18 protein-coding genes are annotated in these 17,889 nt (G+C 55.2%); 8 read left to right on the top strand and 10 right to left on the bottom strand.

Annotated features, from left to right (window positions below; genetic code table 11):
* Position 1 precedes the first annotated feature (1 nt).
* From MKZ35_RS20110 to MKZ35_RS20095, 4 genes are all read left to right on the top strand, one after another.
* Positions 2 to 631 (top strand): 7-carboxy-7-deazaguanine synthase QueE, encoded by a 630-nt coding sequence (locus tag MKZ35_RS20110; protein ID WP_482515017.1) that lies wholly within the window; start codon positions 2 to 4, stop codon positions 629 to 631.
* 16 nt (positions 632 to 647) lie between these two features.
* Positions 648 to 2,594, top strand: a complete 1,947-nt coding sequence (locus tag MKZ35_RS20105; RefSeq protein WP_482515016.1) for an OmpA family protein — start codon at positions 648 to 650, stop codon at positions 2,592 to 2,594.
* A 294-nt stretch (positions 2,595 to 2,888) separates the two neighbouring features.
* The gene (locus tag MKZ35_RS20100) at positions 2,889 to 3,257 is read left to right on the top strand and encodes a hypothetical protein (RefSeq protein WP_482515015.1); all 369 of its coding nucleotides are present in this window, start codon (positions 2,889 to 2,891) and stop codon (positions 3,255 to 3,257) included.
* Positions 3,258 to 3,582: 325 nt separating this feature from the next.
* On the top strand, positions 3,583 to 3,939 hold the full coding sequence (locus MKZ35_RS20095) for a hypothetical protein (RefSeq protein WP_482515014.1): 357 nt from the start codon (positions 3,583 to 3,585) through the stop codon (positions 3,937 to 3,939).
* Positions 3,940 to 4,043: 104 nt separating this feature from the next.
* Here MKZ35_RS20095 and MKZ35_RS20090 read toward each other — a convergent pair whose 3' ends face one another.
* The 7 genes from MKZ35_RS20090 to MKZ35_RS20060 form a co-directional block, all read right to left on the bottom strand.
* Complete coding sequence (locus tag MKZ35_RS20090; RefSeq protein WP_482515013.1) at positions 4,044 to 5,330, bottom strand: citrate synthase; 1,287 nt, start codon at positions 5,328 to 5,330, stop codon at positions 4,044 to 4,046.
* 193 nt (positions 5,331 to 5,523) lie between these two features.
* Entirely contained in the window at positions 5,524 to 5,910 is a 387-nt protein-coding gene (locus MKZ35_RS20085; protein WP_482515012.1) for a hypothetical protein, read from the bottom strand.
* Complete coding sequence (mnmE, locus tag MKZ35_RS20080) at positions 5,880 to 6,911, bottom strand: tRNA uridine-5-carboxymethylaminomethyl(34) synthesis GTPase MnmE (RefSeq protein ID WP_482515011.1); 1,032 nt, start codon at positions 6,909 to 6,911, stop codon at positions 5,880 to 5,882. Before mnmE ends, MKZ35_RS20085 begins: the two co-directional genes overlap by 31 nt.
* Positions 6,912 to 7,054: 143 nt before the next feature.
* Positions 7,055 to 7,714 (bottom strand): metal-dependent transcriptional regulator, encoded by a 660-nt coding sequence (locus tag MKZ35_RS20075; protein ID WP_482515010.1) that lies wholly within the window; start codon positions 7,712 to 7,714, stop codon positions 7,055 to 7,057.
* Between the two features lie 93 nt (positions 7,715 to 7,807).
* Positions 7,808 to 8,818, bottom strand: coding sequence for a 3-oxoacyl-ACP synthase III family protein (locus MKZ35_RS20070; RefSeq protein WP_482515009.1), 1,011 nt, complete (start codon positions 8,816 to 8,818; stop codon positions 7,808 to 7,810).
* A gap of 93 nt (positions 8,819 to 8,911) precedes the next feature.
* Positions 8,912 to 10,075: a glycosyltransferase gene (locus MKZ35_RS20065; protein WP_482515008.1), complete on the bottom strand. Its 1,164-nt coding sequence runs from the start codon at positions 10,073 to 10,075 to the stop codon at positions 8,912 to 8,914.
* A complete protein-coding gene (locus MKZ35_RS20060) occupies positions 10,075 to 10,962 on the bottom strand; it encodes a glycerophosphodiester phosphodiesterase family protein (RefSeq protein WP_482515007.1) in 888 nt (295 codons plus the stop codon). Before MKZ35_RS20060 ends, MKZ35_RS20065 begins: the two co-directional genes overlap by 1 nt.
* A gap of 250 nt (positions 10,963 to 11,212) precedes the next feature.
* On the opposite strand from MKZ35_RS20060, the gene MKZ35_RS20055 reads away from it, so the two are divergent.
* The 3 genes from MKZ35_RS20055 (at position 11,213) to MKZ35_RS20045 (ending at position 14,565) form a co-directional block, all read left to right on the top strand.
* Positions 11,213 to 12,808: a hypothetical protein gene (locus MKZ35_RS20055; protein WP_482515006.1), complete on the top strand. Its 1,596-nt coding sequence runs from the start codon at positions 11,213 to 11,215 to the stop codon at positions 12,806 to 12,808.
* The gene (locus MKZ35_RS20050) at positions 12,805 to 13,386 is read left to right on the top strand and encodes a sensor histidine kinase (RefSeq protein ID WP_482515005.1); all 582 of its coding nucleotides are present in this window, start codon (positions 12,805 to 12,807) and stop codon (positions 13,384 to 13,386) included. Before MKZ35_RS20055 ends, MKZ35_RS20050 begins: the two co-directional genes overlap by 4 nt.
* Before the next feature lie 360 nt (positions 13,387 to 13,746).
* On the top strand, positions 13,747 to 14,565 hold the full coding sequence (locus MKZ35_RS20045) for a 2,3,4,5-tetrahydropyridine-2,6-dicarboxylate N-succinyltransferase (protein ID WP_482515004.1): 819 nt from the start codon (positions 13,747 to 13,749) through the stop codon (positions 14,563 to 14,565).
* Positions 14,566 to 14,673: 108 nt separating this feature from the next.
* Here MKZ35_RS20045 and msrA read toward each other — a convergent pair whose 3' ends face one another.
* On the bottom strand, positions 14,674 to 15,213 hold the full coding sequence (gene msrA / locus MKZ35_RS20040; protein WP_482515003.1) for a peptide-methionine (S)-S-oxide reductase MsrA: 540 nt from the start codon (positions 15,211 to 15,213) through the stop codon (positions 14,674 to 14,676).
* Between the two features lie 294 nt (positions 15,214 to 15,507).
* Positions 15,508 to 16,398, bottom strand: coding sequence for a 3-hydroxyacyl-CoA dehydrogenase family protein (locus MKZ35_RS20035; protein WP_482515002.1), 891 nt, complete (start codon positions 16,396 to 16,398; stop codon positions 15,508 to 15,510).
* Between the two features lie 373 nt (positions 16,399 to 16,771).
* Between MKZ35_RS20035 and MKZ35_RS20030 the strand changes: the two genes are divergently transcribed.
* A complete protein-coding gene (locus tag MKZ35_RS20030; RefSeq protein ID WP_133272977.1) occupies positions 16,772 to 16,933 on the top strand; it encodes a lmo0937 family membrane protein in 162 nt (53 codons plus the stop codon).
* Positions 16,934 to 17,063: 130 nt separating this feature from the next.
* On the opposite strand, the gene MKZ35_RS20025 is transcribed toward MKZ35_RS20030, so the two are convergent.
* Positions 17,064 to 17,882: a hypothetical protein gene (locus MKZ35_RS20025; RefSeq protein WP_482515001.1), complete on the bottom strand. Its 819-nt coding sequence runs from the start codon at positions 17,880 to 17,882 to the stop codon at positions 17,064 to 17,066.
* Between the last annotated feature and the right edge of the window lie 7 nt (positions 17,883 to 17,889).

Raw genomic sequence — 17,889 nt, 5'->3', positions numbered from 1 at the left:
TATGACTGGCTCCGCGCCGATGGCATCTGCTGCTACTGCATTACCACTGATGGAGCAGTTTTACACCATTCAGGGGGAAGGCTTTAATACGGGCCGGGCTGCTTACTTTATCCGACTGGGCGGCTGTGACGTAGGCTGCCACTGGTGCGACGTAAAAGAATCATGGGATGCCAGCCAGCACCCGCGCGTAGCCCTGGCGGACATGGTCACGGCGGTTACGGCTTATCCCGGCCGCAACGTGGTAGTAACAGGCGGTGAGCCGCTTATGCATGATTTAACTCAGCTTACCACTACGCTGAAAGCTGCCGATTGTCAGACCTGGCTCGAAACTTCGGGGGCGTACCCGCTTACCGGTGATTGGGACTGGATTTGTGTTTCGCCCAAAAAATTCAAGGCCCCACTGCCTTCAGTACTACAATTGGCTCATGAATTGAAGGTAGTTGTGTTCAACAAGAGTGACTTTGCCTGGGCTGAAGAGCATGCCGCACAAGTAGGCGCGCACACTCGCCTTTACTTGCAACCCGAATGGAGCCGCGCCGCGCAAATGACCCCGCTTATCGTGGACTATGTAAAGCAAAATCCACAGTGGCAGGTGTCTTTACAGACGCATAAGTACCTCGATATCCCGTAGCTTTCAGCTTCTGCTTATGCGCCGTTTGCTACCTGTTTTCGTGCTGTTGATGCTGTTAGTAGGTCCCTTGGTGCCTACGACGCATGTGGCAGCGCAAGCAAAGCTTTCCACTCCTAATACCAAGGCGCGTAATTTATTCGAGAAAGCACAGGAGCAGGCTAAAGAGCGCGATTTTACGAAAGCCCTCGAAACGCTGTCGACTCTCAATGATAAGTTTCCATCCCAGGGTGAGCCGTTCGTCTTGAAAGGCTCTTTGCTCAAGGCCATGGGGGAGAATCGGGCAGCCTTCGAGGCTTACCGTACTGGATTAGCAAAATTGCCCCCCAGCCCAGCCCGCGCATCTGACTATTACACGCTTGGCGAGCTGGCCATGACCTTTGGTGATTACCAAACGGCCGCCACCAGCTACAAGACGTATATAAAAATGGCCCCCAAGAGCCAACGCAATATTAGTCGGGCTCAGCGCCAGCTCAAGAATTGCGAGTTTGCCCTCAAGGCCATCGCCAACCCCGTAGGCGTGACGCCGGAGCGATTAGGCGAGCCTCTAAATACATTTCGGTTTCAATATTTTCCTGCTTTAACGGCCGATAATCGTTTTTTGCTCTATACGATTCAGGAAGGAGGTGACGAAAACCTGTTTGTTGCTAGGCGCAATGACGATGGGTCCTTCGGGCAGCCGGTTTCTATTTCTCCGCTCATCAATACCCCGTATAAAGAAGGCGCCAGCACTATATCTGGTGATGGCAAGACCTTGGTTTTCACCTCCTGCGACCGGCCAGGCTCGGTAGGCAGCTGCGACTTGTATATCTCGCGCCGCACCGGCAACAACTGGAGCAAGCCACAGAACCTGGGCCGCAACGTGAACTCACCTGAGTGGGACTCACAGCCCACGCTTTCCGCTGATGGGCGCACGCTGTACTTCACTTCCACCCGCCGAGGCGGTGAAGGCCAGGAAGATATATATATTACCACCCTACAGCCCGACGATACCTGGAGCATGGCCCGGAATGTAGGTGTGCCTGTGAATACCCCTGGCAAGGATATGGCACCCTTCATTCATGCTAGCGGCACCACGCTGTACTATGTTACCGATGGCCTTATTGGTATGGGCGGCTTAGATGTGTACCGGTGTGAGATGCAAGCGCCGGGGCGTTGGAGCGAGCCCCGCAACCTGGGCTACCCCCTAAACACCTTCGAAAATGAAGCTTCCCTTTTCATCACGTCCGACAACCGTCGCGGCTTCTGCTCCCGCTCCCGCGCCACCGAGCCGGGCGTAAAGCAGGAGCGCGACCGGCCGGTTGAGTTGTTTGGGTTTGAGGTGCCGGCAGAAGTGCGGGCCCGCGAAACCAGTACGTACACCCAAGGCCGCGTATTCGACGCGACAACCAAAAAGCCGTTGCGGGCCGATGTGCAGCTCTATGACCTGCAAACCGACGAGCTGGTGCAATATGTAACATCTGACAGTGAGTCGGGCGACTACACCGTGGTGCTCAATGAAGGGCGGCAATACGCAATGTATGCCGTCGCCGATAAGTACCTGATGAAGAGCTTAAGCTTCGACTATACCGACAAGCGACGCTTCGATCCGCTTACGCTTGACATTTATCTGGAGCCCGTGAGAGCGGGCCGTAGCATCGTGCTAAACAACTTGTTTTTCGATACGAACCAGTACGACCTCAAACCCAAATCACGTACTGAGCTGAACCGATTGATTCAATTTATGCGTCAGTACAAGGATATTCAAGTAGAGATTTCGGGCCACACTGATGACGTGGGCGCAGACAGTGATAACATGGTTCTGTCTCAAAATCGTGCGAAGGCTGTGTATGATTATTTAGTGGCGAATGAGGTAAAGGCTACTCGCCTACGGTTTAAAGGGTACGGTGAAACAAGGCCACTTCAGCCGAACGATTCGGATATGCACCGACAGCAGAATAGGAGGATAGAGTTTCGAATTCTCTAGCTAATTCTATCAGGAATAATCTAAAATAAGCCCTAACTTTTATAAAAGTTAGGGTTTTTTGTGTTGTAGTATTTCTTCTCCTTAGGACAATCAATAGTTTACTAATGAACACATTAGCATGTTGTGGTGCAAGTAAAGCAATAGAATAGTTATAAAAAATATACTTTTGTTTAAATATTTCCATATACATTTGAGCCGCAACGACAGCTTGATCTTGGAGTTTCTCATTTGGCTGTCGCTGCTTTTATCGTCTGTAATATTCCTTTTCCACTTTCCTTCCCTTTCCTTACTATTATGAAAAAAGTATATTTTTTTGCTTGTTTAGTCCTGTGCCTTCAGGGTGCTGCTTTAAATGTCTCAGCTGCCGACGCATCAACCGCTATTCAGGCACGGGCTACCACACTTACACGGGCTATTGCTAACAAAGCACGACTGGATGAGGGGCAATATCTGAAAGTAAAGCAGCTCAATGTGAAGATGCTCTCTGATATGGACGCTTTGAAAGTGCGTTATGCAGCCGATCCGTTGAGCCTCGATCAGAAGATGGCTGAAGTTCAGATTGACTATGAAGTAGCGCTTGCCCGAGTAATGCGCTCCAATCAATTTGCTATGTATCAGCAGTCGCGCAGCAGCATGACCGCACTAATGAATGCTTCCAATTAGTCTTGTTTTTAGGTTACTCCTTCAGGCTTAACGTAGCTCACAATAGGCGAGTGCGTTTTTAAGCTTTCATCTGCATTAAAGCAAAATAATCAAGTAGAGCAGGTATAGTAGGTACTCAGCGAAACACTAGATTTTATTGCTTAATGCCTATTAATTTAAAATAAATGGTAATTAATCAATAAAATCTATTGGTTTTGATTTATACTTGATTATATTTAAGTGTTCTAATAAACGTTGGGCTGATAGCTTTCACTTCGCGTTCAGGCCAAGGTTGGAATAGTAGTAGTAAACCGTTCTCTTTTCACCTCCTTAAATTTCTCCTTTTATGAAAAGAATTTATACTCTCATCTGTGTCATGCTCACCTTAGGCTCGGCGCTGTCGTTTAGCGCAGTAGCTGACAACGGAACATCACTGAACGCACGCGCTACGCAGCTTACCCGCCAGATGGCTCAGAAAGTACGCCTGGACGAAGGTCAGTATGTGAAGGTAAAGCGCTTAAACCTACAGATGCTCGCCGAAACGGAGGAAGCCAAGACACGCCTGTCGTCTGATCCAGCGGCCCTTGACCAGTATCTGGCCGAAGTGCAGTCGCATTATGAGTGGGATCTGGCCGCTATTCTCTGGCCCCGCCAGATGGTAGCTTACAACCAGGCAAAGGCCACCATGACCGCTGCTAAGTAAGGCTTATCTGGTGTCTGGTAGCTTGATGAAAGTAAACAGCCACAAAAAAGCCCCCAGAAATTTCTGGGGGGCTTTTTTGTGGCTGTTCTTGGAGCCGGAGGTTGCTAGCGCTGCTCGATACTCATATAATCGCGCTCTAGCTCGCCAGTGTAAATCTGACGGGGGCGACCAATGGGCTCTTTGTTCTCACGCATTTCTTTCCACTGGGCAATCCAGCCGGGCAGGCGGCCCATAGCGAAGAGGACCGTGAACATTTCCGTCGGGATGCCGATGGCGCGGTAGATGATACCGGAATAGAAGTCAACGTTCGGATACAGCTTGCGCTCTACGAAATATGGATCGGTGAGGGCGGCCTGCTCCAGCTCTTGGGCAATTTTGAGCAGCGGATCATCAATACCTAAAGCCTTGAGCACTTCATCGGCGGCTTTCTTGATAATTTTGGCGCGTGGGTCGAAGTTCTTGTACACGCGGTGACCAAAGCCCATCAGGCGGAAAGAATCGTTCTTGTCCTTGGCTTTATCCACCCACTTCTGGGTGTTGCCGCCGTCCTGCTGAATGGCTTCCAGCATCTCCATCACCTCCTGGTTAGCTCCGCCGTGCAGAGGGCCCCACAGAGCGTTTACCCCAGCCGAAACAGAGCCATACAAGCTAGCGTTGGCCGAGCCCACCAGACGCACGGTAGAGGTAGAGCAGTTTTGCTCGTGGTCGGCGTGCAGGATGAGCAGCTTGTTCAGGGCACTTACGACCACCGGGTTGATTTCGTACTTCTCCGTGGGGAAGGCGAACATCATGTACAGGAAGTTCGAGCAATAGTCGAGGTCGTTGCGGGGGTAGTTAAGCGGATGGCCTACCGAATTCTTATACGACCAGGCCGCAATCGTCGAGATTTTAGCGATGAGACGAATGATATTCAGGTTGGTTTCCTCAGGGCTCTGATTCGGATCAAGGCTTTTTGGGTAAAAAGCGGTCAATGAGCAAATCAGGCTGGACAGGATGCCCATGGGGTGGGCAGTCGAGGGAAAACCGTCGAATATCTTGCGCACATCTTCGTGCACCAGCGTATGCGTCGTGATTTGGTGGGCAAACTTGTCCAGCTCCGTTTGAGTAGGCAAGGAGCCGTAAATCAGCAAATACGCCACTTCCAGGAAGTTTGACCGTTCGGCGAGCTGCTCGATAGGATAGCCGCGGTAGCGCAGGATACCTTCTTCGCCATCGAGGAAGGTGATGGCGCTCTTTGTGGCACCGGTGTTCTTGTAGCCCGAATCGAGGGTTACGTAACCCGTCTGATCACGCAGCTTGCCAATATCAAATGCTTTTTCGTTCTCGGTGCCTTCAATGACGGGTAATGAAATGGATTTACCGTCGAGGATAAGTTCAGCAGACTCTGCCATAAGCGTGGGTTAGAGGGTGGTTGCGGGGCGAAACTAAAGAATAACTAGCAGGCCGGAAAGGATAATCGATGTTTGAACACTATACTACAACTTGGCGACTTATGTTGTTCAGGTCAAAATGGGGAATTTGAGCTCCAGATGCAGTTTTATTTGATTCATGATCCGGGAATCAAAAAGCGCAGAAACAGTTAGGCTATTTCCCAATGCAGAATTGCGTGAAAATACTGGTCAATAAATCATCCGAGGATATTTCGCCCGTAATCTCACCCAGCGCCGCCAGGGCCTGGCGCAGATCAGCGGCCACTAATTCGGTGCCCGCGCCGGTAGCCAGCCCTACCAAAACGGCGTCCAGCGCCGCGTTGGTTTTTTCGAGGCTGCGGGCATGGCGCAGATTAGTGACAATGGTTGCGGCCCCCGTTTGGTCGAGGCCGGTGCCACGGGCTCGGGCCAGCAACTCAGCACGTAGCTCGTCAAGGCCTTCTCCAGGGTTAGCCGCAATCAGAACGGTATTGGGCTGAGTGCTGAAGGCATGCAGTTGAGCCCTGGAAGCTACGTCGCGCTTATTGCCAACGGCCAGCATCGGAATTTGCCCCCAGGGTTTAATTCTTCAACCTCTGCTTGAACTTCAGCGGGCGTACTGGTCGTTAAATCAAACAAGTAAAGCAGTAGCGCCGCCTGACGTACGCGCTGGCGAGTGCGCTCTACTCCGATGGATTCTACCTCGTCAGTGGTTTCGCGCAGGCCGGCCGTATCCACGAATCGGAAACGAATTCCTTCGATGCTGACTTCATCTTCAATCAAGTCGCGGGTAGTGCCGGCTACCGCCGACACGATGGCCCGCTCCTCATTCAGCAAGGCATTGAGCAAGGTAGATTTGCCCGCATTAGGGCGGCCGGCAATAACGGTAATAACCCCATTCTTAATAACGTTGCCGAGCTCAAATGAGCGAAGCAGGCGGTGCACCAATGCCTGCACTTCTTCCAATAGAGCTACCAAACCAGTGCGGTCGGCAAATTCTACGTCTTCCTCGCCGAAGTCCAGCTCCAGCTCCAGGAGGGCCGCAAACTGAACCAGCCGGGCGCGTAAGTCGCGCAGCTCCCTGGAAAAGCCCCCCCGCATTTGCTGCATGGCCACCTGATGCGACAAAGCCGAGTCGGCCGCAATCAAATCAGCAACGGCCTCTGCCTGAGCTAAGTCGAAGGCGCCGTGCAGGAAGGCGCGCTTGGTGAACTCACCAGCCTCGGCTAAGCGGGCGCCGCGCCGTGTGAAGGCGGCCAGCACCTGCTGCACAATGTAGTCGGAGCCGTGGCAGCTTATTTCAACCACATCCTCACGAGTGTACGAATTTGGCCCCCGAAATAAGCACACGACTACCTCATCGAGAATGTGGCCATCGGTCTCGCGCAGGGTGCCGTAATGCAAAGTATGACTAGGCTGATCAGCGAGATTTTTGCCGCGAAATAAGCCGTCGGTAAGGGAAAATGCCGCAGGACCCGAGAGGCGAATCACTGCTATAGCACCAGCACCCGGAGAAGTAGACAGGGCGATGATAGTATCGGAAAGGGCAGGGGGCAGCAACATAAATGGGAGTACTGGGGGGCAAATTATAGCGCTGCTTTCAGCAGCCTGGTGCCAGATAGTGCAGGGGGCATCACCGTTGACTAGGGTATGTTTTCTAACCTACTACAGGCTGCACGAAGTGCCAGGTTTGAGCAAGCGTGCGCTTAATCAGCTACAAATAAATTGCAGCTCACCTCTTTCGAAATAAGCGTAACTCTGTTATTGTTTATTCTGATTTCCAGCGAGTTATCGAAGGGTACTTTATCTAATACCTCAATTCTGACGCCTAAGCTCAATCCGGCTTTGTCGAGGTACTGAAGAAAGGGTACGGAGGTATTCTTGACGGCCATAACGGTGCCTTCCTCGCCGGGCTGCATATCCGACACAAGCCGATGCTGGGGCCGAACTATTGCGCCGTCTTCGGCGGGAATAGGGTCACCGTGCGGATCGAGTTGAGGGAAGCCCAGAAACTCGTCGAGGCGGCGCATCAGTAGCGGTGACTGCAAGTGTTCCATTTCCTCGGCCACGTCGTGCACCTCGTCCCAATTGAAGCCGAGCTTATTCACCAGGAATACCTCCCAGAGCCGGTGCTTCCGAATGGTGAGCAGCGCCACGCGCCGCCCATCATGGGTGAGTGATACGCCGCGGTAGCGCTCGTAGTGCAACAGTCCTTTGTCGCCGAGGCGGCGCAGCATATCCGTTACCGAGGCGGGGCGCGTCTGAAGTACTTCGGCAATGCGGTTGGTGCTTACCTCCACGCCGGGCTGTGCTTCCGCCAGCTTGTAAATAGCCTTTAAATAATTTTCCTCGGTGTAACTAGGCATTTTGATTGAATGAAGAATGAGGAATGAAGAATGAGGAGTTGAGCGTCGTTAAATAATTCTTCATTCTTCATTCTTCATTAAGCGCAGCGTTCCTTACCAACGGATGAGCGCTGAGGCCCAGGTGAAGCCACTCCCGAAAGCGGCCAGGCACACCAGGTCGCCGCGCTTGATTTTGCCTTCGCCCACAGCTTCGCTCAGGGCAATAGGCACTGAAGCGGCGGTAGTGTTGCCGTAGCGCTGAATATTGCTGTACACTTTGTCGTCGGGCAGCTGCATTTTCTGCTGCACAAACTGCGTGATGCGCAGGTTGGCCTGATGCGGAATCAGCATGTCGATATCCTGGGGCTGGTAGCCATTCTGGGCCAATGCTTCGCTAATAACCTGGGGGAAGCGTACCACAGCATGCTTAAACACGTTGGTGCCGTTCATGTAAGGATACATTTCCTCCTGGTTTTCCATCGCTACCCGCACGCGGTCCTCACGGTTTGAGCCGGGCTCTTTCACGATCAGCTCCTCCGCAAATTCGCCCTGGGCGTGCAGGTGGGTGCTCAGAATGCCCTGGCCTTCGCGCATGCAGGGTCGCAATACAACGGCACCGGCACCATCGCCGAAAATGACGGATACGGCCCGACCACGGGTACTTTTATCTAAACCCGAAGAATGAATTTCGGAGCCTACCACCAGCACGGTGTCATACATGCCGGTGCGAATGAATTGGTCGCCCACGGACAGCGCATAGATGAAGCCGGAGCACTGATTGCGCACGTCCAGAGCCGGAATATTTTCCTTGATACCGAGTTCGCGCTGCAACAGCACGCCTGAGCCAGGGAAGATATAATCGGGCGAGAGCGTGGCGAAAACGATGAGCTGCACGTCGTCGGGCTGGAGACCGGCCTGCTCCAGGGCGCGGCGGGCGGCCTGGGCACCCATGTTGGCGGTCGTATCTTTGCCTTCCTCGAACCAGCGCCGCTCCTTTATCCCCGTGCGCTCCTGAATCCAGGCGTCGGTGGTTTCCATGAGTTGTTCGAGGTCAGCGTTCTTCACCACACGATCGGGTACGTAGTGGCCGACGCCGGCAATTTCGGTTTGGCGGAGGGTGCTCATAGGAAGGGGGATTTTGGGCGAGGAACGGAGAAAAAGGGGCCGAAGTTAAAAAAATAGATCCCGGTTTCATAAACGGGGCACAAAGGTTAGCAGTTACCAAATAGAATCTACTACCTGAGTTAGTTTTTGGCCTTCGGTATCCCAAAATACTTCCGACGGAATACCATTCGCATAAAACTGACGGCCCGCTAATGTACTGGCTGCTTCCGCTACTGTAGCAGCGGTAAGGTGATTAAAATTCAGGACTACACCCGCCCCATGCTTATTAACAAGCTCTTCCCAGAGCGGATTGGGCGGAATCAGCACCGGTAGACCGTGCGCCAGGTACTCAAATAGCTTGGTTGGGCGGCAGCGCCAGGTGCTGGCATGAGGCCGATAAGGGAGCAGCCCAATGTGGCTTTGGCGGATGGCATCCACAATCTGCTCGTGGGGCACCAGGGTATCTCCACCAATTAGTTTTACCCCATCGCTGTAGGAAGCAATGGCTTCCTGCAGGCGCCGAAGCAGCTCCGGCTGCTGACAAAACCCAATAACAGTAAGTCGGGTTTGGGGCCAGATGACTCGCAGCTGGCGCGTCAGCTCCAGGGCTTCAAACACACCATTCAGCTCGGAGATAGTACCCGAGTACAGAAGGCGTAGCTCCTGGCCGGGCTGGGGGAGCGGCTGGGGGGCAAATTGGGGCGTTTCGCTGTGGACAGGCTGATATTTGTTTTCCAGAACAACCGTGCGTTTCGATTGGCCAAAAGGCAGTTCATCGGCGTAGCTGCGCTCAGCCAGCACAATAGTGGCCGCCTGCTGCGCTGCCCAGGTTTCTACCCCTCGCACCAAGCTAGCCAAGGTGCGCCGCACCCAAGCCGGGTACACGGCCTGGGTTTGAATGTTGAGCGCATAATTCTCCCGCACATCATAGATAAAATGCCCCCCAGAAGTCAGTTTTTGCCATAGTACCGTCAGCGGCAACAGCTCCGGGGCGTGCACAATAACGATACTAGGCCGCAGCCGGCGCAGGAGATGCCAGTAGCGCCACTGGGCCAGCAGGCGCCGCCCGCTCAGGCGTGAGCCGGCCAGCAGCTCATGCGTGTGCAGGTTGTGGGGGGCTTTTTTAGGAGCTGGGGCGCGGCGGCCGGCTACGTGCACGCTCAGGCCGGGACGGGCGGCGAGGGTGCGGGCAAATTTGCCCCACATACGGGTGTCGTTCAGGGGCTTGAGCACGGAAGCCAGCAGCACCACGCGGCCAGCCGACGACGAGTTGGGCATCAACGAATGGTTTGGGCCGCTTCCAGCGGGCGGTCAGTAGCCAGGATATCGGCGCCGTTCTGCAGGAAGGTGCGGTACTGCTCGTCGCCGCGGGCTTCTGCTTGCTTGTCGAGGTTGCCGAGCGTGCCTAGGATGCAGGCAATGCCTTTGGTATGCAAAAACTGGTACAGAGCCGGATCAGGCTCGGTAGTGCCCACGAAGGCTAACATATTCTGGTCGGGAACACCGGTGGCGCGTAGTCGCTCGTAGTCTTCCTGACCTCCAATGGACACGGAAATCATTAATTGGGGATCAAGCCGATATACGGTAGCCGCATCGGGGGCATTGTAGGTAATAACGGCGGCGTAGTCGGCCGCATCCGTGCGGTGAATCATGTCTACCACTTTCGCAAAGGGCACCCCGCGCTTCACATCCAGGGTAAAGAGGCATTTGCCGTTGCCCCAGCGCAGGGCCTGCTCCAGGGTCGGGATGCGGTAGGTGGTGGCGGTGCCGAAGTTGTCTTCCAGGAAATACTGTTGGCATTCAGCCCAGGTTTTGGCAATGAGCGGGCCGGTGCCGGTGGTGGTGCGGTCCAGGGTTTTGTCGTGCATGAGTACCAGCACACTGTCGCGGGTCAGGTCGATGTCGCACTCAATGATGGTGGGCGTCTGGCCAACGAGGTAAGCAAACGACTCCACGGCATTTTCGGGGTAGCCAGGGTAGTTGCCGCCGCCCCGGTGAGCACTCACGCGCGGCGGCAGGCCCGGCCGGTACCGGAACGCCTGCGGCGTCTCGGCTACCGACATGCGGCCGGCAAAGGTGTCCGCTTTGGGCTGACAACCAGCTAGTAGAGCACTAATACCGAAAAGGAACAGGCTGATTTTTTTCATGATCAATATGGGGGGCATTTCTATAAGCGGCAAACGGGAAAAGGCCAAGCTACCAAACGCTCGCCCAAATATGGAGATTGTGAGCCGCTTTGCCCGCTTTGGGCTCACTTATACGATCTTCCTTCGACCGCATCTTAAGGCTACAAATAGTTGTTTATCCTGCTGATAAGCAGCGGGTAAATAGCTAGCTTGCTCGCTTAAGGCCCAACTATAACTTGGATTAATTCCAACCACGAGACATCACTTGCTGCGTGGTTTTCCTCCTGCTATGCGCTTTCTTCTATTGCTGGTGGCCTGCGGGCTGCTGTTTCTCTCTGCCGCAGCCGCCTCGCTGCCCGCCGACACGGCCGTTGTTCAGGTCACGCGCTTACCAGGCAATGGCCTGCTACTCACCAAGGGCTGGCGCTACCACGTGGGCGACAACTCAGCCTGGGCGCGGCCCGACTTCGACGCCTCGGCCTGGGACACGCTCACCCCGCGAAGACCCCGGCGGGAGTTGCCGGCGGCCCTAAGCACCGGTATCAGCTGGCTGCGCCTGCGCTTCCGTTTCAGCGACAGCCTCCGGCAGCGCGAGTTGCTGCTCAATGCGGCGCAACTGGGGGCCTGCGAGGTATACCTCAACGGCCGGTTGGTGCAGCGCCAAGGCCGGCTCCATGCCGACCCCGAGCAGGTGCAACCCCGAGGCCGCTATCCGCAGCCCGGCGTAATGCCCGCCGGTGGGCCAGCGGAGCAGGTGCTGGCCGTGCGCTTAGCGCCTTGGCAGCCCCCGTTGTCACTCCGCAACGAACAGGCGGAGCTATTTGGCATATTCATGTTCACGCCGCAGCAGTTTTGGGAAGGAGTTGCTGGACAAAGAGACCAAGCCCGGGTCTACTTGGTGATGCTAGGCTTTTGTGCCCTGCTGACGCTGCTGCACCTGGCCTTCTTTCACTACAACCCGGCCCAGCGCGCCAACCGCTACTTCGCTCGGTACGCCCTGACGGCCGCCCTGGCTTGCGTGGCATCGTACTATATGAAAACGCACCCCTTCGCCACCTTTACCTTGTATGCAGGAGCGAATATCATGGCCGCGGCCCTGGCGGGCATGATTGGGCTATGGACGGTGCGGGCCTTATATGAGTTGTTTCGCGTGCGCCCCGGCCGGGTCTATGCAGCCCTGTGGGTGGCCTATGGGGTGCTGCTGCTGCTCTTGGCCGTGTCGTTCACGCATCCGATGAGACTTATTCCGTTTGTGCTGCTGCTGCTGCTACCCATCGCCGAGCAGCTGCGCCTGACCGTGCGAGCCGTGCGCCAGCGCCAGCGCGGGGCCTTAATTGTTGCGGCAGGTTTTATCGGCGGGCTGGTGGCGGCACTGGCCTATTTGAGCTCAGGTTTCGTGCTAGCGAGGTCCGCGCCGGAATTCTCGACAATTATAAGTGTCCTGGAGATATTGGTGTTCGCGCTACCAGCCCTAGGCATCTCGCTGTTCTTGGCCCGGGAGTTTGCCCTGGATAGCCAGCTTTTGCAAGTAAAGCTTAGCGAGGTGGAACGTCTCTCGGCCCAGACCCTGGCGCAGGAGCAGGAAAAACAAGTCCTGCTAGCCCAGCAGAACGAGACCCTGGAGCAGCAGGTGACACAGCGCACCAGCGAGCTGCAACGCTCCCTGACGGACTTGCGCGCCACGCAGGCTCAGCTCATTCAGAAGGAGAAGATGGCCAGCCTGGGCGAGCTGACGGCCGGTATTGCCCATGAGATTCAGAACCCCTTGAACTTCGTCACCAATTTCTCGGACCTGAGCAGCGAGCTGGTAGCGGAGCTGCGCGAGGAACAGGCCAAGGAGGAGCCGCGGATGCGGCCTTACAGGAGGAGCTATTCGAGGACTTGACCCAGAACCTGGATAAAATCGGTCACCACGGGCGGCGGGCCGCGGGCATCGTCAAGGGCATGCTCGAGCACAGCCAAACCAGCGCCGGGGAGCGTCGCCCCACCAACCTGAACGCCTTAACCGAGGAGTACCTGCGCCTGGCCTACCAGGGCCTGCGGGCCAAAGACAAAGCCTTCAACGTGGAGCTGACTACGGATTTCGCAGCCGGCTTAACGCCCGTAACCATGGTAGGCCCGGACGTGGGCCGGGTGCTGCTCAACCTGTTCACCAACGCCTTCTACGCCGTGCGCCAGCGCCAGCAACAAGGCGAGGCCGGCTACCAGCCCACGGTGCGGGTCTCGACCCAGCAGGTGAACGGGCAGGTGCACCTTCGGGTACAGGACAACGGCACGGGCATGAGCCCAGCGGTGCGCGAGAAGATCTTCCAGCCCTTCTTTACAACAAAGCCGCCCGGCGAAGGCACCGGCCTGGGCTTGTCCTTGAGTTACGACATCATCGCCCAGGGTCACGGCGGTGGGCTGGTCGTGGAGAGCCAGGAAGGCCACGGCTCCGAGTTCACCATTTCTTTACCGCACTAGGTTGTGCCCGGCCACTGCCCGCGCCGCGGCGTTTGGCGGTTTCTAGCCCAAAAGGTGCTATTGGTTTTACTTAGAGCCGTTTCGGAGTCGCTGTACAGCCTGGCTGGTGGAGGTAGCGCGAAGCTTCCGCTTCGCGTATCGTTGAACGATGACGTTGGGGGGCTTTTTTAACAACTAAACAACGATACGCGAAGCGGAAGCTTCGCGCTACATGCTGTCTGCCGGCTCCAAAACCACTCCAACCTGGCCATGCCCGTTGAAGCCGCCGGACATAGTCAGCCGCGGGCTTGTTTTACAATGTCCGGCAACACACCCCAATTACGTAGTTTTGCCGGCTAGAAACTTACTTCTTCTCCCTTCATGACCGACCTGCAAACCACCATTGAAGCTGCCTGGGACAACCGCGACCTGCTGCGCGACACCACCACCATCGAAGCCATTCACGCCGTAATCGAAGACCTGGATAAAGGTCGCCTGCGCGTGGCCCAGCCCACCGCCAGCGGCGAGTGGCAGGTAAACGACTGGGTGAAAAAAGCCGTCATCCTGTATTTCCCCATTCAGCAGATGGAAACCCTGGAGCTGAAGCCCTTCGAGTACCGCGACAAAATGCGCCTCAAAACCGGCTACGAAGCCCAGGGCGTGCGCGTAGTGCCACCCGCTACGGCCCGCTACGGCAGCTTTTTGGCCCCCGGCGTTATCCTGATGCCCAGCTACGTAAATATTGGGGCTTGGGTAGGTGAGGGCACGATGGTGGATACGTGGGCTACGGTAGGCTCCTGCGCACAGGTGGGGGCGCATGTGCATTTGAGCGGCGGTGTGGGGCTGGGGGGCGTTTTGGAGCCCGTGCAGGCCGCGCCGGTTATTATTGAAGACGGCGCTTTCATCGGCTCGCGCAGCATTCTGGTGGAAGGCTGCCACATTGGGAAAGAAGCCGTGATAGGGGCGGGCGTTACCATCACGGGCAGCACCAAGATCATCGACGTAACTGGCTCTGAGCCGAAAGAGTACCGCGGGCACGTGCCGGCCCGCTCGGTGGTTATTCCCGGCTCTTACGCCAAGCAGTTTCCGGCCGGCGAGTTTCATGTGCCCTGCGCCCTGATTATTGGTCAGCGCAAGCCCAGCACGGATTTGAAAACCTCGCTGAATGAGGCCTTGCGCGAGCACAACGTAGCTGTATAGCTAGTTGAAATAAAGCTAATTCCGCCATATACATAGACCCAAAAAAGCCCCCCCAAACGTATCTGGGGGGCTTTTTTGGGTTGTATTAGCAACGAAACAGCGCTTGTCTTAAGCAGTCGCTTTCTTCAGCTTCTCGCCGAATACAGCTTTCACCTTATCTACTTTCGGCTTCACCACAAACTGGCAGTAAGGTTGGCTGCCATTCAGGTTAAAGTAATTCTGGTGATAATCTTCGGCCCGATAAAACGTGCCCAGGGGCAGAATTTCGGTTACGATGGGCTTGGGAAACGCATTGGCGTCATTGAGCTTTTGCTTGTACTCCTCGGCCAGGCGCTTCTGCTCCTCATTGTGGTAATAGATGCCGGAGCGGTACTGGTCACCTACGTCGTTGCCTTGGCGGTTGAGGGTTGTCGGGTCATGGGTTTTCCAGAACACTTCCAGCAACTCCTCGAAGGTTATTTTCTGCGGATCGAAGGTGATTTGCGTTACCTCATTGTGGCCGGTGAGGCCACTGCACACTTCCTTGTAGGTGGGGTTGGCGATGCGCCCGCCGGTGTAGCCCGACACGACTTTCTCCACGCCTTCCAGGTTCTGAAAAACGGCCTCTACGCACCAGAAGCAGCCGGCGCCAAATGTTGCTTGTTCCATTGTCAAAGGTTAGTCTAGGTTAGGTACCGACGGTTATAGGGCGAGTGAAAGCCCAGTAGCCGCTAGCAGATTTGTTCTACGCTAAAAAGGGAATTCGGAGCCGAAAAGTTTAAAACCCGACTTTCGCGCCAAACAACCTCCGCGAACCTCTGCGTTACCCTCCGCGGTCCTCTGCGGGAGCTGTCAATGAGAGGTTCCCGCAGAGGACCGCGGAGGGTAACGCAGAGGTTCGCAGTGTTCAGGCATAAAAAAGCCCCCGAGGAATGTTCTGGGGGGCTTTTTCTTGAAAAGAAATTACTTCTGAAACCGGGCGGCTACCACCAGGTCTTTGCTGCCCGGCGTGTGCGTATAGAAGCCTTCGCCCGACTTTACGCCCAGGCGGCCGGCCGTCACCATGTTCACCAGCAGCGGGCACGGCGCGTATTTGGGGTTGCCGAGGCCTTCGTGCAGCACCCGCAAAATGGCCAGGCATACATCCAAACCAATGAAATCGGCCAGCTGCAAGGGGCCCATCGGGTGGGCCATGCCTAGTCTCATCACGGTGTCGATTTCCTCCACGCCGGCCACGCCCTCAAACAGGCTATAAATAGCCTCATTGATCATAGGCATCAGAATGCGGTTGGCCACGAAACCGGGGTAGTCGTTGACCTCGGTAGGGGTTTTGCACAACTGGCGCGAAATGTCCATTACCTGCTGGGTCACGGCATCGGAAGTGGCGTAGCCGCGAATAACTTCCACGAGCTTCATCACCGGCACTGGATTCATAAAGTGCATCCCAATCACTTGCTCAGCGCGCTTAGTGACGGCGGCAATGCGAGTGATGGAGATAGAAGATGTATTGGAAGCCAAAATTGCTCCCTCAGGCGCGTACAGGTCTAAGTCGCGGAAGATTTGCAGCTTCAGATCCACGTTTTCAGTGGCGGCTTCTACTACGAGCTGGGCATTGGCGACGCCTTCAGCAATGCTGGTGCGCGTCGTGATGCGGCCCAGAGTAGCAGCTTTATCTTCTTCGCTGAGGCCACCTTTGGCCACCTGGCGGTCCAGGTTTTTGCCAATGGTACTCAAGGCTTTATCAAGGGCTGGCTGCGAAATATCGATAAGTGTGACAGGAAATCCGTGCTGGGCAAAAACGTGGGCAATGCCATTGCCCATAGTACCCGAGCCAATAACGGCAACGTGGAGCATAGGAAAGAAAAATGGGTGGGAAGATGAGGTTGAGGGCCAGCGGACCGGCGCGCAAAACTAATCTGAAATGCAGCCAGCCCCAACTGCACCCTCCCACAGCCTGTCCGGATGATACAATTAGCTAGCTAAAATGATCAATTAAGTACAATCTGAAAAAAATAAGCTCAACCGAAAAAGGCTCGTTTAAGCTTGTCGGGGGCTTTTTGGTAATATTTAGGAGCTCAGATAAATTAATTGCGCTATTGAGATATATCTTTTTTGAAAAGCGCCGCGTACAAATCCGCAAATCGCTTGCTAATTGGTTCCCTAACCACAATCAACTAGCTCCCGACGAATTTGTTTTTCCCTCACCCTACACCTCAACCCTAATACCATGGGAAATCTCCTGTACATCATTGCCGTCATCCTCGTTATTATTTGGCTGCTCGGCTTCCTGGGCTTCAATAGCTTTGGCTTAGGCAACTTGATTCACATTTTGCTCGTCATTGCTATCATTGCTGTAGTACTGCGCCTTGTTCGGGGCGGCACGGTCTAAATGCCCCGCCTGAGCCGCTGTTAGGTTGCTGCTCAAGCTACCATAAGAATCTAAAAAACACGAAAGAGCCGCTGTTCCACATGGGAGCAGCGGCTCTTTTGTATGTAAAGCCTAAGAGCAAGCTGTGTTTCTACTTCAAATCAAACAGAAAGCTGAAGCGAATTACCGGTTGCCCATAAATATCATTGAGGCCATCGTTGAAGTTGTACAGCACCACAATATCGGCGGCGGCCCGGTCGCTGAAGCGGCTGCGGTAGCCCACACCAGCGAGGGGTGTGTTTACCGTAATTTTGCCGGTGGAAATAGCACCCGTGTTCTGATCCTGAAAAAGCACCTCCGCCCGAGTTACCTCATATTCACCGTGCACAAAAAAGTCTTTGTAAAAGATGAACTGAGCGAAACCCTTTATCCCAATATTACTGGTCTGATAGCTCGAAGGAGTGCCCGGTGCCCGCAGCTGATCGGGCAGCGAGTAATTATTAAAAGCATAGGACAAGCCCGGACCTACTGCTAGCCGCTCGTTGATGCGATAGCCAATAGCGGGCGCAATGCTGGCGCTAAACTGACTGCCGTAGTAAGAGTTGCCGTTATAGCCCAAGCCAAAGTTGGCGTACAGGAAATACTTGCGCAACGGCTTTGGCTGCTCTGAGGCGCGGCTGCCCATCGGAAACTCTAGCCCCGATGGGCTATCTCTATTAGGACTAGTCTGGGTAGGCAGGGGCTCATCGACGGGTGGCGGCGGGGGTACCGGCACGGCTGGCCGCGCCTCGTACTCCCGCTGCTGGGCGGGAGGCGGCGTGGCGGGTACTGGTGCGGCTGGAGGAGCGGTATTCAACTGTGGCTTGGCCGTGGCGGGCCGCGCCGTAGTGTCAGTTTGGGCTAAAGCAGCGGCCGGAGCCAGAAAAAGGGCGGCCCCAACCAGGGCCCATGGGAGCAAGGTGCGTTTCATAGGTAGC

The sequence above is a fragment of the Hymenobacter sp. R533113 genome (genome assembly GCF_056835965.1).
The sequence above is the reverse complement of the archived record's forward strand: the minus strand, read 5'-3'. Positions and strand labels throughout refer to the sequence as shown.

Coding starts and splice junctions, on each gene's coding strand:
- MKZ35_RS20110 (WP_482515017.1), top strand. CDS start 2: ATGACTGGCTCCGCGCCGATGGCATCTGCTGCTACTGCATTACCACTG.
- MKZ35_RS20105 (WP_482515016.1), top strand. CDS start 648: ATGCGCCGTTTGCTACCTGTTTTCGTGCTGTTGATGCTGTTAGTAGGT.
- MKZ35_RS20100 (WP_482515015.1), top strand. CDS start 2,889: ATGAAAAAAGTATATTTTTTTGCTTGTTTAGTCCTGTGCCTTCAGGGT.
- MKZ35_RS20095 (WP_482515014.1), top strand. CDS start 3,583: ATGAAAAGAATTTATACTCTCATCTGTGTCATGCTCACCTTAGGCTCG.
- MKZ35_RS20090 (WP_482515013.1), bottom strand. CDS start 5,330: ATGGCAGAGTCTGCTGAACTTATCCTCGACGGTAAATCCATTTCATTA.
- MKZ35_RS20085 (WP_482515012.1), bottom strand. CDS start 5,910: ATGCTGGCCGTTGGCAATAAGCGCGACGTAGCTTCCAGGGCTCAACTG.
- mnmE (WP_482515011.1), bottom strand. CDS start 6,911: ATGTTGCTGCCCCCTGCCCTTTCCGATACTATCATCGCCCTGTCTACT.
- MKZ35_RS20075 (WP_482515010.1), bottom strand. CDS start 7,714: ATGCCTAGTTACACCGAGGAAAATTATTTAAAGGCTATTTACAAGCTG.
- MKZ35_RS20070 (WP_482515009.1), bottom strand. CDS start 8,818: ATGAGCACCCTCCGCCAAACCGAAATTGCCGGCGTCGGCCACTACGTA.
- MKZ35_RS20065 (WP_482515008.1), bottom strand. CDS start 10,075: ATGCCCAACTCGTCGTCGGCTGGCCGCGTGGTGCTGCTGGCTTCCGTG.
- MKZ35_RS20060 (WP_482515007.1), bottom strand. CDS start 10,962: ATGCCCCCCATATTGATCATGAAAAAAATCAGCCTGTTCCTTTTCGGT.
- MKZ35_RS20055 (WP_482515006.1), top strand. CDS start 11,213: ATGCGCTTTCTTCTATTGCTGGTGGCCTGCGGGCTGCTGTTTCTCTCT.
- MKZ35_RS20045 (WP_482515004.1), top strand. CDS start 13,747: ATGACCGACCTGCAAACCACCATTGAAGCTGCCTGGGACAACCGCGAC.
- msrA (WP_482515003.1), bottom strand. CDS start 15,213: ATGGAACAAGCAACATTTGGCGCCGGCTGCTTCTGGTGCGTAGAGGCC.
- MKZ35_RS20035 (WP_482515002.1), bottom strand. CDS start 16,398: ATGCTCCACGTTGCCGTTATTGGCTCGGGTACTATGGGCAATGGCATT.
- MKZ35_RS20030 (WP_133272977.1), top strand. CDS start 16,772: ATGGGAAATCTCCTGTACATCATTGCCGTCATCCTCGTTATTATTTGG.
- MKZ35_RS20025 (WP_482515001.1), bottom strand. CDS start 17,882: ATGAAACGCACCTTGCTCCCATGGGCCCTGGTTGGGGCCGCCCTTTTT.